We start from the raw sequence: 13,091 nt of genomic DNA, 5'->3' as shown, positions 1-13,091 counted from the left end.
ATAAAGCCGCAATCGAAATAGTCTTGCATTTGCACTGCTGTTTGGCATTGCTGTTTGCTAAAACTTGAGTAAAATACTCAACAATTATAGTAACACTATAATCTCATTTGGTATAGGTAACTACCCTGTTTGAACAGGCATTAACTATTACTATTTGAACTATCAACCAAAAGAAGATGGAGATAAAAAATGGCATTTGAACTACCGTCACTACCATATGCAATTAACGCACTTGAGCCACATATTTCACAAGAAACATTAGAGTTTCACCACGGCAAGCACCACAATACTTATGTGACTAAACTTAACGGTTTAATCCCAGGTACTGAATTTGAAGGTAAATCACTTGAAGAAATCGTATGTTCTTCTGAAGGTGGCGTATTTAACAATGCAGCACAGATCTGGAACCATACTTTTTACTGGAACAGCCTATCTCCAAATGGCGGTGGCGAAGCAACAGGCGCTGTTGCAGATGCTATCAATGCTAAATGGGGTTCTTTTGAAGCATTCCAAGCAGCTTTTGATGATAAAGCAGTAAACAACTTTGGTTCAAGCTGGACATGGTTAGTTAAATTAGCTGATGGTTCTTTAGACATCGTTAATACTTCTAACGCTGCAACGCCACTAACTCAAGACGGTGTAACACCGATACTGACTGTGGACCTGTGGGAACATGCTTACTACATTGATTTCCGTAACGTTCGTCCAGACTACTTAAAAGCATTCTGGTCGCTTGTTAACTGGGAATTCGCGAACGCTAACTTCGCATAATTGATTGCTCGTTCTGAGCAAGCCCAATTTAAAAGACGCTCCGGCGTCTTTTTTGTTTTCTAACATAAATTTTTAATTTTATTGCACAAAAAATCAAATTCGTGACTAAGCTTTAAATAACCTTTGCTTCTTTTTTAATTTGTAAGCACCTAGTTTAAGCAGGTTTTTCGGAGGTTTCCATGAGTATTTTTGAGCATTACCAAGCACGATACGAAGCGGCACAAGAAGAAGAGTATAGTATCGCTGAGTTCTTAGAGATTTGTAAAACTGATAAGTCGGCTTATGCCAGTGCACCAGAGCGATTATTAGCGGCCATTGGTGAGCCAAAAATGATCGATACTTCAAAGGATGCACGGTTAAGTCGATTATTTTCAAACAGAGTAGTAGCACGTTACCCTGCCTTTAATGATTTTTACGGTATGGAGGATGCAATTGAACAAATCGTTTCATACCTAAAACATGCTGCGCAAGGCCTTGAAGAGTGTAAACAAGTGCTTTATCTACTTGGGCCTGTAGGCGGTGGTAAATCATCGATTGCCGAAAAGCTAAAATATTTAATGCAACAAGTGCCTATTTACTCAATTAAAGGCTCACCGGTCAATGACCACCCGTTGGCGCTTTTTGATCCTAATGAAGATGCTGAGCTGATGGCAAAAGAATACGGAATAAAGCCCCGTTACTTAAAAACCATTATGTCACCCTGGGCCACTAAGCGCTTATCTGAATTTAATGGTGATATTAGCCAGTTTAAAGTGGTAAAACGCTACCCCTCTATTTTAAATCAAATTGCTATTGCAAAAACTGAACCTGGGGATGAAAACAACCAAGATATTTCCGCTTTAGTCGGTAAAGTTGATATTCGCAAACTAGAACATTTTGCTCAAAACGATGCTGATGCTTATGCTTATTCCGGTTCATTATGTCTTGCAAATCAAGGGTTAATGGAATTTGTTGAGATGTTTAAAGCGCCAATCAAAGTATTGCATCCGCTTTTAACAGCCACGCAAGAGGGAAATTATAATGGCACCGAAGGTATTAGTGCACTGCCCTTTAATGGCATGATTTTGGCTCATTCAAACGAATCAGAATGGCAGACCTTTAAAAACAACAAGAACAATGAAGCCTTCTTAGACCGTGTTTACATCGTCAAAGTGCCGTATTGTTTACGTGCATCTGAAGAGGTAAAAATCTACGACAAGCTATTGGAACATAGTGAATTATATAATGCTCCTTGCGCGCCAGGCACACTGGAAACATTGGCAAAATTTACCACGCTATCACGGTTAAAAGATCCCGAAAATTCCAGTATCTACTCAAAAATGCGGGTATATGACGGCGAAAGCTTGAAAGACACCGATCCTAAAGCTAAATCGTATCAAGAGTATCGAGATTATGCCGGTGTTGATGAAGGCATGACCGGACTATCAACTCGGTTTGCATTTAAAATTTTATCGCGCGTGTTTAACTTTGACACACTTGAGGTAGCGGCAAACCCAGTGCATTTATTTTATGTATTAGAGCAACAAATTGAACGAGAGCAATTCTCTGCCGACGTTGAAGAACGCTACTTAAGCCACTTGAAAGGCTATTTAATCCCGCAGTATGTTGAGTTTATTGGTAAAGAACTGCAAACAGCTTATTTAGAGTCCTACTCTGAGTACGGGCAAAACATTTTTGACCGCTATGTCACTTATGCTGATTTTTGGATCCAAGACCAAGAGTATCGCGACCCTGATACCGGCCAGCTATTCAACCGCGAAGCATTAAATGCCGAACTTGAAAAAATTGAAAAACCAGCCGGCATTTCAAATCCAAAAGATTTCCGTAACGAAATCGTTAATTTTGTATTGCGTGCACGGGCGCACAACAACGGTAAAAATCCATTGTGGACCAGCTATGAAAAACTGCGCACTGTGATTGAGAAAAAAATGTTCTCCAATACTGAAGAACTATTACCCGTTATTTCTTTCAATGCGAAAACATCCGCAGAAGATCAGAAAAAACATGAAGATTTTGTCAATCGTATGGTGGAAAAAGGATATACCCAAAAGCAAGTTCGTTTGTTATCAGAGTGGTATTTACGCGTGCGTAAATCGCAATAACACGCAGCTGTGTATTTTTAGGGGGTCTTTATGGCGCATTTTATAGACCGTCGCCTGAACGGTAAGAATAAGAGCACGTTAAATCGTCAACGCTTTATCAGGCGCTATAAAAAACAGATCAAAGAAGCGGTGTCAGATGCAATAAATAAACGCAGTGTCACTGATTCCAGTAGCGGTGAGAGTATTTCAATTCCGCAACGGGATATCGGTGAACCTACTTTTCATCAAGGTAAAGGGGGCGATAGAGAACAAATTCATCCTGGTAACGATCAGTTCTCAACCGGTGATAAAATTAAACGCCCGCAAGGTGGCCAAGGTGGTGGAGCCGGCGAAGGTGAAGCGAGTGACTCTGGTGAAGGCGAAGATGACTTTGTCTTCTCGATTTCTAAAGATGAGTATCTAGACTTACTGTTTGAAGACTTAGAGCTGCCAAATTTACAGCAAAACCAGTTAGACAAACTCGTGCAAATGAAAACTCATCGTGCTGGTTTTTGTAGTGATGGTATGCCGAGTAATATTGATATTGTGCGTTCACTTCAGGGCTCACTTGCAAGGCGTGTTGCGATGAGCGCGGGTAAAAAGCGTCAATTAGCAGAGCTTGAAGCACAGCTTTGCCTATTAATGGCTGAGCCTGAACCAGATATAGCTGCTATTGCATTAATGGAGCAAGAAATCGCCGCATTACAAAAACGCATCAGTGCAGTGCCCTTTATTGATAATTACGATTTGCGTTTTCGTAACTATGAAAAACAGCCTCATCCAACTAGTAAAGCGGTGATGTTTTGTATTATGGATGTGTCGGGCTCGATGGATCAAGCAACCAAAGATATGGCAAAACGTTTTTATATTTTGCTTTATCAATTTTTGACCCGCAGTTATAAAGACATTGAAGTGGTGTATATTCGCCATCATACCCAAGCCAAAGAGGTCGACGAACAGGAGTTTTTCTATTCCCAAGAAACTGGCGGCACAATTGTCTCCAGCGCACTGAAGTTAATGAATGAGATAATTACCGAGCGTTATAACGCTGGCGAGTGGAATGTGTATGCAGCACAAGCCTCAGATGGCGACAATTGGGCTGATGACTCTCCCCAATGCTCAGAGATCTTACGCAACAAGTTGCTCAGTACCATTCGCTATTACGCTTATATTGAGATCACTACCCGCGCCCATCAGAGTCTATGGCGTGAGTATCAAAATATTTGTCAAACTCATAATAACTTTGCTATTCAACATATACGCAATGTTGAAGATATTTACCCTATTTTCCGTGAGTTATTCAAGAAGAGTCGTCAACACCAAGGGGCAGCCTAGGCTGTACAGCGAGGTATTTATATGACCAATAAACGAATGAGCGATGGGCCAGATTGGACATTTGAATTACTACAACAATACCAAGACGAAATTGCCCGCGTGGCTGAACATTATCGCCTCGATACTTATCCTAATCAGATTGAAGTGATCACCGCAGAACAAATGATGGATGCCTATTCCAGTGTTGGTATGCCTATTGGCTATAGTCACTGGTCTTATGGTAAAAAATTTATTCAAACTGAGCAAAATTACAAACGCGGACAAATGGGATTGGCTTATGAAATTGTCATAAACTCGAATCCTTGTATTGCTTATTTAATGGAAGAAAATACCCTTCCAATGCAGGCTTTAGTGATGGCGCACGCTTGCTACGGGCACAACTCGTTTTTTAAAGGTAATTATTTATTTAAAACATGGACTGATGCCAGCTCTATTATTGACTACCTATTATTTGCAAAAAATTATATTGCTCGTTGCGAAGAAAAACATGGCATTGATGAAGTCGAAAACCTACTTGATTCATGCCATGCACTTATGAATTACGGTGTCGATCGTTATAAACGCCCACAGCAAATATCTTTATTTGAAGAACAAAAACGCCAACAAGAGCGCGAAGATTACTTACAATCACAAGTGAACGAACTTTGGCGCACAATACCTTCACATCAACAGGAAACTAAAAAACACGAGCGTCATTTTCCTTCAGAGCCACAAGAAAATATTTTGTATTTTATAGAAAAAAACGCGCCATTACTGGAATCTTGGCAACGAGAAATAATTCGTATTGTGCGTAAAATCTCACAATATTTTTATCCTCAAAAGCAAACCCAAGTAATGAATGAAGGCTGGGCAACGTTTTGGCATTATACTATTTTGAATCACTTATATGATGAAGGGAAACTCACTGACTCATTCATGTTAGAGTTTTTACAAAGTCATACTAATGTTGTGTATCAGCCCCCTTACAATAGTAATTATTATTCGGGTATTAACCCTTATGCGCTGGGTTTTAATATGATGGTGGATATCCGCCGTATTTGTGAAAACCCTACCGAAGAAGATAAACAGTGGTTTCCAGAATATGCCGGGAGCAACTGGTTAGATACGCTGCACTTTGCAATGGAAAACTTTAAAGACGAAAGTTTTATTAGTCAATTTTTATCACCCAAACTTATCCGTGACTTTAAATTATTCACTATTATCGATCACGAAAAAGATCCGAATCTACAAGTTGGTGCGATCCACGATGAAAGCGGCTATCACGCGGTACGGACTGCGCTCTCAGCACAATATAACCTCAGTAATCACGAACCCAATATTCAGATCTATGATGTTGATATTAGAGGTGATCGCTCTTTAACCTTGCGCTACGTGCCACATCAGGATATTCCACTGGCAAAGTCTCACCATGAGGTATTAAAACACCTTTACAGACTATGGGGCTTTAAGGTAAAACTGGAACAAGAGTCAACTTCTGGCGAATTGAATATACTCGGGCAATGTCCATCAGATGATTCACGCCATACAACAGAGTGAATAGAATGGATAAAAAGCTTCTCGTACTAATTGATTCAGTAGAATTTGCACGTACTGCTATTTTGCACGCGAAACACAAAGCAATTGGTAAGCAAAAACATATTGATATTGTCGCCTTTGCCTATGAAAGTGCTGGTAATATTTTGTTCTCGCCGCCAGCTGAACAATTGCAAGTAATTCAAGAAACAAGGTTGGCTACTCTCAAAAAAGAATTAGTACCACTACTTGAAAGCGAATTGTCAGAATCAGATTATTCATTAAATATTATTTGGCATGAAGCGCCCGAGCAATGGTTAGCCAATGAGAGTGACTTTGAAAACTATGAGATGGTGATAAAAACGCGCCATATTGACGAACATTGTCAATTTAGTGAACTTGACTGGCAGTTGATCCGCTTTACCCCACTACCACTTTATTTAGCTGCGGATAATACCTGGCGCAATAACACCAATGTGTTAGCTGCACTTGATTTAGGTAGCGAAAAAGCCACTAAATACAAACTAAACAAAGATATGATTGAAACTGGTTTAGCTTATTCCAAGCATTATGACTGTCAGTTTTATACTTGTTATACCGTTCATGTTTCCCCAATTTTAAGAGACTTAGGCATTGTATTTTCAGACGAACAAGTACTGAATGCTTTTGAGAAACTACCTGTCATTCAACGTAATTTAATTCTTGAGCACGATCTTAAAAATAACCTTCACATAAAAGCGGGCTTAGCCGAGCAAGTGATCCCAAGTATTGCAGCTAAGCTTAATGCAGGTCTTGTGATCATGGGCTCAGTAGGCAACATAGGTATAAAAGGTAAGTTAATTGGCAATACCGCTGAAAAAGTTATGCGGTTACTAAAAACAGACTTGCTTATTTTACCTCCTGAATGTTAGATAATTGCTAGTGATAATATAAAAAATGACGCATTTTGCGTCATTTTTTATGCCTATTAAAAGCAACCTAGTTTGGCTAGTTAAACCTTTTACTATTGTGCCTTAAAGGCTTTTTATACTCATCAAGATTAACTCAAATCTTTATACGCCGTGATACAGTTTCTGCCATTTTCTTTTGAAAAGTAAAGAGCTTTATCTGCCGCTTCAATCCATTTTTCATAGCGCTCAAATTCATCTTGAAAACAGGCAAAACCAACACTTACCGTCATTTTAATTTGTTGTTCGCCAAAGTAAAAAGATGAATTTTCAATTAAACTACGCAAACGCTCAGCAAATATCTCAGCACCTTTGCGATCCGTGTCCAACAGCGTTACCGCAAATTCTTCGCCGCCATAACGACCTGCAATGTCTGTTTCACGCAATGTTTTACGCAGTAAATCAGCAATGTTACGCAGTGCTTCATCGCCACAACGATGGCCATGTTCATCATTTACTTTTTTAAAGTGATCGATATCAAACATCAATAAAGTACTTGTGCCACCACTGCGTTTGATCCTAAGAAATTCTTTGCGTAGGGTATCTTCCCAATGACCTCGATTAGTCAATTTTGTTAGTGCGTCTGTTTGACTCATTTGTTCAAGTTTACGATTTACTTCTTCGAGCTCTTTTTTATTCACCGCCATATCAGTTACATCATAAAGAATGATACAAATATGGCCAACTTCTCCCATCGTATTTGACAGAGGAATAAATGTCGCGTTTTGAAACATATGGTCTGCTTTACCCGTGATTGGACGGTAATTTTTAAAGCGGAAAATGTATGGCTGCTGTTCCCAAATAGTAAATGAGCGATTTTTCAAAATAAACACAGACTCTGATTTACTGCGAAACCACTTTTCATCAATTGATGGAAATAAATCAAATAAATCTTTATCTTTTACTGCGCTGGGTAACATACCCGAATGGTTTTCCATAAAACCATTCCAAATACACACTTTATAGTCCCTATCTAATACCACTAAACCAACATCTACGGTATTAAACATATCCATTAACCAATGGATTTCATTCATATTAAAATCAGCAGCAGGCATAATGTTAGTCTTCTAATAGGTAAGCAACTTTGTATTTCAAAGTTTTTAGTGAGTCTTCGGTAAATAACAGCATCAAGTCACAGTTAATATTGTGGTTCTCAATACCATAGCTAATTTCTATTGCCAGAGTACGTTGCCAGCGTGATTTGTTTGCTTTAACTAAATCAGACACATCACAATGTTGCCCTAACACCACTGGGTGTCCTTGGCTAAAGGTCATGTCTAATTGGCGAGATAATCCAGTTAAGATTGCACCTATCAGGATATTACTAATATCCATTAATAACTCCAGCTCAATTTTCTTATTGAGCTCCCCTTGATAGTTCATCAAGGACGCAATTTCTTTAAAGCTAGAATCATTTAGAAGCAACAATGCCTCACCGGATACACCACCACCAATAAAACCTTGGCATACGCCTGAGGTTGTTGCATTAGCATCAATTGAGCGCAGCGCCATATCAAGTTCATTAACTTCGAGAATATTGACATTAGGAATAGGCAGTTCAACAAATACATTTAATAGCCGTGCTAATAAGTCTCCAGCCTGACCCATTGCCACGTTAGTCAGCTCTTGGTATATATCCCTAACATCTGGGTCAACTTGCTCACCTAAGCGGTGTGAGAGCCGCTCGCGCATTGCTTTATCTTTAATTCCATGGTGTTCGATAATGTCGGCAAGCTTTTGGGCATCACATGGTTTTTGAATAAAGTCTATCGCGCCAAGTTCGAGCACCCGTTGATGCGCATTCGGCTGAATATCGCCAGAGACAACAACGGTTAGTATATCCAAGTTTTGCTCTTGAATTGCTTGCAGTACTTCGTAGCCATCCATTTGCGGCATATTTAAATCGAGGAATAAGATTTCCGGGCTTAACGCTTTAATTTGCTCAATACAATGCACGCCATCTTCAGCAAACTCAACTTTAATATCCCAATCATCGGGCAACGAACGAGCTAACTGACGGCGCGCAAGCTTAGAATCATCACAAATTAGTACCGATGTTGACATAGTCTCTCTCTGATTGCTTTTATTTTTATTATTAAAAATGTAAACATTTACCACTGCTTTATGTTAATCAATGTAACCATGCATTACAATTTTAAATTGCATTAAACTCTTGGTGTCCATGAATGATTATAATACACTCAGCCTAATTGCGTTAACTCTAAAGGAAATACCTTATGCTCCGTTCACTCACTTTTGCTTTAAGTGCCTTTTGTTCAATGGCTTTTGCCGCCGATATGACCGAAAATACGCTTGATGCGGGAAAAGTATCAGCACAATCTAAGCCAATCACTTTATTAGGACAAGGTGTAAAACTAGGCGATAAAGCACCAGACTTTAAAGTGGTTGATGGCTCATTCACGCCAATTACTTTAGCCGATTACCAAGGTAAAGCCGTTTTAATAAGCGTTGTTCCAAGTCTTGATACTGGTGTTTGTAGCATTCAAACCAAGCATTTTAACGAAAAGGTTGCATCGCAATTTCCAAATATAGCCATGCTCACCATTAGTGCTGATTTACCGTTTGCACAAAAACGTTTTTGCAAAGCCGAGAACATAGATAAAATTACTGCCTTATCTGATTCAGTATGGCGTGACTTTGGTCAAAACTATGGTTTGATCATTAAAGATATGGGATTACTTACCCGTGCTGTGTTCGTATTAGATGCAAGTCATAAAATTGTTTATAAACAGTTGGTAGCCGATTTATCAACTGAACCAAAATATGACCCTGTTATAAGTGCTTTAACCGCGTTGTAATCTTGCAAATAACAGTCATAAAAAAACCGCCAATCGGCGGTTTTTTTATTGATTGAATTATCAACCCAATAATTCAGCAAGTTGCTGATTAACAGCTTCAACAGCTTGGGTACCGTCTAAACGATGATACTGCGTATTACCCGCTTTAGCTTCCGCTTGGTAATAATCAACCAATGGCATTGTTTGCTCATGGTAAATACCTAAACGTTTACGTACTGTTTCTTCTGTGTCATCAGCACGTATGATCAGATCTTCACCTGTTACGTCGTCTTTACCTTCCACTTTTGGCGGATTGTAAACTACGTGATAAACACGGCCGGAACCAGGATGAACGCGACGTCCTCCCATGCGGTCAACAATAATTTCATCAGCCACATCAAACTCAATAACGTGATCAACAACTACGCCATTTTCTTTCATTGCATCAGCTTGTGGGATGGTACGTGGGAAACCGTCTAGTAAAAAACCTTTTTCACAATCAGCTTTAGTAATACGCTCTTTAACAAGACCTATGATGATGTCATCAGAAATTAACTGACCTGCATCCATTACTTTTTTCGCTTCAAGACCCAGTGGTGTGCCTTCTTTAATTGCAGCACGTAACATATCACCAGTTGAAATTTGTGGAATACCGTACTTATCCATCAAAAACTGAGCTTGAGTGCCTTTACCTGCACCCGGCGCGCCCAAAAGAATAATGCGCATATCATTGTCCTCGTTTGATACTGATTTTACAAAAAGCATATCAGTATGATTTATTATAAAGCTTGAATTCTTCCATAAGCGCCGCAGATACTCAAGCAACTTATACCAATTGACTACGTTGAGATCATAAAAAAAGGGAACCGAAGTTCCCTTTTTATTAAAATGTTAGTTTTTGAGCAATTACTTACTCAAATCTAACATTAATTTATTTAAGCGAGTCACAAAACCTGCTGGATCTTTTAATGTACCGCGCTCTGCAAGCAAGGCTTGATCAAGCAGTACATGTGACCACTGTGCAAATTTGTCTTCGTCTTGTTCAACATTTAAATGCTTAACAAGTTGATGCTCAGGGTTAAGCTCAAAAATTGGTTTTGCTTCTGGAGCAGCTTGACCTACTGATTCCATTAGCTTTTGCATTTGTGAGCTCATGTCGTTGTCATCAGCGACCACACAGGCTGGTGAGTCAGTTAAACGATGCGTAAAGCGTACATCTTTAACATTATCGCCAAGTGCTGTTTTGATGCGCTCAACTAAGCCTGCAACTTCTTTTTCAGACTCTTCTTGCGCTTTTTTGGTCTCTTCATCATCTAAGCTACCTAAGTCTAGGTCACCACGGGTAATTGACTTAAATGGTTTTTCAGCAAACTCGGTTAAGTGGCTCATCATCCACTCATCAACACGGTCACTCATCAACAGTACTTCGATACCTTTCTTACGGAAGATCTCTAGATGTGGAGAGCTTTTCGCCGCAGTGAATGAATCCGCAACAACGTAGTAAATCGCGTCTTGGCCTTCATTCATACGCTCAACGTATTGCTCTAATGAAACGTTTTGTGCTTCTTCATCAGTATGTGTTGATGAGAAACGCAGTAACTTAGCAATCGCTTCTTTATTCGCTGCATCTTCTGCTGGACCTTCTTTGATCACTTGACCAAATTCATTCCAAAATACTTGGTAATCGTCGGCTTTATTTTTCGCCATACGCTCAAGCAGTTTTAAGGTACGTGACGTACAACCTTTGCGGATTGCTTGCGTTACTTTGTTATCTTGTAAAATTTCACGCGATACGTTTAGCGGTAAATCGTTTGAATCAAGTAAACCTTTTACAAAGCGTAAGTAGCTAGGCATAAATTGCTCAGCATCATCCATTACAAATACACGTTGTACATACAGCTTTAAGCCACTTTGACGGTCACGATTCCATAAATCAAATGGTGCTTTTTTAGGAATATACAGTAAGCTTGTGTATTCAGTTTTACCTTCAACTTTGTTGTGAGCCCAGCTCAGTGGATCTTCCCAATCATGGCTTACATGCTTATAAAATTCTTTATATTCATCATCAGATAGCTCTGATTTATCACGCGTCCACATTGCTGTGGCGCGGTTAATGCTTTCCCACTCACCAGGTACGGCTGGAATTTTCTCGCCATCTTCACCTTCTGACTCAGGCACTTCGGCTTTGTACATTTGTACTGGTGTTGAAATATGATCCGAGTACTTAGTTACAATACTACGTAGGCGCCATTCATCAGCAAACTCTTTTTCATCTTCACGAAGGTGTAAAGTAATTTCAGTACCACGGCCTGCTTTTTCAATTTCTTCTAGCGTGTATTCGCCCTCACCTTGTGATTGCCATTCAACGCCTTTTTCTTCACCGGCTTTGCGAGTACGAACAGTCACTAAGTCTGCAACTATAAATGCAGAGTAAAAACCAACACCGAACTGACCAATCAGTTGCGAATCTTTGCTTTGGTCGCCAGTTAAGTTTTTGAAGAACTCAGCGGTGCCCGATTTAGCAATCGTACCTAACGAGCTGATCACTTCATCACGAGTCATACCAATACCGTTATCAGAAATAGTTACGGTATTTTTTTCTTTATCGGCACTGATACGTACACGTAAGTCTGCGTCACCTTGGTATAGTTCACCATTTGAAAGTGCTAAAAAGCGTAATTTATCAGCCGCGTCAGAGGCATTTGACACAAGCTCACGTAAGAAAATTTCTTTATTAGAATAAAGTGAGTGAATCATTAAGTTTAATAGTTGTTTAACTTCTGTTTGAAAGCCTAATGTTTCTTTTTGTGCTGCAGTCATTTATATATCTCCAATTTGCAAAGTGTCTGCGTTATGCACTTAATATGGGGCGCGGTTTGTTAACTTCAAGTCAAAAGAGCAAAAAAGTAAGCTATAGCAAGATAAACACGGAAGTTAAGTTGTTTTTTCTTACAATCAAAATGGCTGTGGGCAATGTAGGTGCGTTTGCTTGAAGCTTCGAGGGTGTACAAAAAACAGATCGCTGGCATGTAATTGTAAGCGCTCAGCCAGTTGTTGGCTATGTTGGTTTTTATACAGATCACAGCCAATAATTGGGTGCCCAATGCTCTGACTGTGAATACGTAATTGATGTGTACGCCCCGTCACAGGGGTAAATTGCACTAAAGTACGCGGCGGTGATGTTAAGCGCTGTAATACTAAATAGTCACTGACGGCAGACTTACCCGTCACATTACAAATTTTAACTAATGGAAAGAGTAATTTATCTTTGACTATTGCAGCGTTTATTTGACCTACGTCATTTAATAACCAGCCATCCAACATGGCTATATAGTGTTTTTTTATTGTCCCTGATTGAAACTGCTTATTAAGGAGCTTAGTTGATTCAGGGTTAAGGCCTACAATCATAATACCTGAAGTACCATAGTCTAATCGATGCGGCAATTTAGCTGTCGGAAATGCGGCAGTCAGACCTGGCTGCCCATTCACTAAACGATAATGCACAGAATCCCAATTGGCCGGATTTTTACCAGATAAACTCAGTAATACCAGTCTGCATAAAGATTAAGTCAATTTGATCCAGTCTCTAGAGCATATGCTTTTAACCGTATCAGGATCAGGAATGAATTTATTCCACGCTTGCG

General features: G+C 39.5%; 10 protein-coding genes and 1 pseudogene. 6 read left to right on the top strand and 5 right to left on the bottom strand.

What is annotated here, in order from left to right; genetic code table 11:
• The first annotated feature begins 189 nt into the window (after nt 1–189).
• The 5 genes from H5232_RS15420 (at nt 190) to H5232_RS15400 (ending at nt 6,610) form a co-directional block, all read left to right on the top strand.
• Nucleotides 190–771: a superoxide dismutase gene (locus H5232_RS15420; protein ID WP_145242146.1), complete on the top strand. Its 582-nt coding sequence runs from the start codon at nt 190–192 to the stop codon at nt 769–771.
• A gap of 179 nt (nt 772–950) precedes the next feature.
• Complete coding sequence (locus H5232_RS15415) at nt 951–2,873, top strand: PrkA family serine protein kinase (RefSeq protein ID WP_149982777.1); 1,923 nt, start codon at nt 951–953, stop codon at nt 2,871–2,873.
• 30 nt (nt 2,874–2,903) lie between these two features.
• A complete protein-coding gene (locus H5232_RS15410; RefSeq protein WP_182740610.1) occupies nt 2,904–4,187 on the top strand; it encodes a YeaH/YhbH family protein in 1,284 nt (427 codons plus the stop codon).
• A gap of 21 nt (nt 4,188–4,208) precedes the next feature.
• Nucleotides 4,209–5,723, top strand: a complete 1,515-nt coding sequence (locus tag H5232_RS15405; RefSeq protein WP_182719484.1) for a SpoVR family protein — start codon at nt 4,209–4,211, stop codon at nt 5,721–5,723.
• 5 nt (nt 5,724–5,728) lie between these two features.
• Entirely contained in the window at nt 5,729–6,610 is an 882-nt protein-coding gene (locus H5232_RS15400; protein ID WP_149982779.1) for a universal stress protein, read from the top strand.
• A gap of 128 nt (nt 6,611–6,738) precedes the next feature.
• On the opposite strand, the gene H5232_RS15395 is transcribed toward H5232_RS15400, so the two are convergent.
• Together H5232_RS15395 and H5232_RS15390 are read right to left on the bottom strand one after the other, a co-directional pair.
• The gene (locus tag H5232_RS15395) at nt 6,739–7,704 is read right to left on the bottom strand and encodes a diguanylate cyclase (RefSeq protein WP_182719485.1); all 966 of its coding nucleotides are present in this window, start codon (nt 7,702–7,704) and stop codon (nt 6,739–6,741) included.
• A gap of 4 nt (nt 7,705–7,708) precedes the next feature.
• Entirely contained in the window at nt 7,709–8,713 is a 1,005-nt protein-coding gene (locus H5232_RS15390) for a response regulator (protein ID WP_149982781.1), read from the bottom strand.
• Between the two features lie 173 nt (nt 8,714–8,886).
• On the opposite strand from H5232_RS15390, the gene tpx reads away from it, so the two are divergent.
• A complete protein-coding gene (tpx, locus tag H5232_RS15385) occupies nt 8,887–9,468 on the top strand; it encodes a thiol peroxidase (protein WP_149982782.1) in 582 nt (193 codons plus the stop codon).
• 60 nt (nt 9,469–9,528) lie between these two features.
• On the opposite strand, the gene adk is transcribed toward tpx, so the two are convergent.
• The 3 genes and pseudogenes from adk to H5232_RS15370 all read right to left on the bottom strand — a co-directional run.
• A complete protein-coding gene (gene adk, locus H5232_RS15380) occupies nt 9,529–10,173 on the bottom strand; it encodes an adenylate kinase (RefSeq protein ID WP_149982783.1) in 645 nt (214 codons plus the stop codon).
• Between the two features lie 180 nt (nt 10,174–10,353).
• Nucleotides 10,354–12,267 (bottom strand): molecular chaperone HtpG, encoded by a 1,914-nt coding sequence (gene htpG, locus H5232_RS15375; protein WP_182719486.1) that lies wholly within the window; start codon nt 12,265–12,267, stop codon nt 10,354–10,356.
• A 135-nt stretch (nt 12,268–12,402) separates the two neighbouring features.
• A pseudogene (locus H5232_RS15370) lies at nt 12,403–12,993 on the bottom strand (RluA family pseudouridine synthase); the annotation flags it as partial.
• Nucleotides 12,994–13,091: the final 98 nt, after the last annotated feature.

The organism is Pseudoalteromonas sp. SG41-5 (assembly GCF_014164495.1).
GTDB lineage: Bacteria > Pseudomonadota > Gammaproteobacteria > Enterobacterales > Alteromonadaceae > Pseudoalteromonas > Pseudoalteromonas rhizosphaerae.
This window is presented reverse-complemented; position numbering and strand designations above follow the sequence as displayed.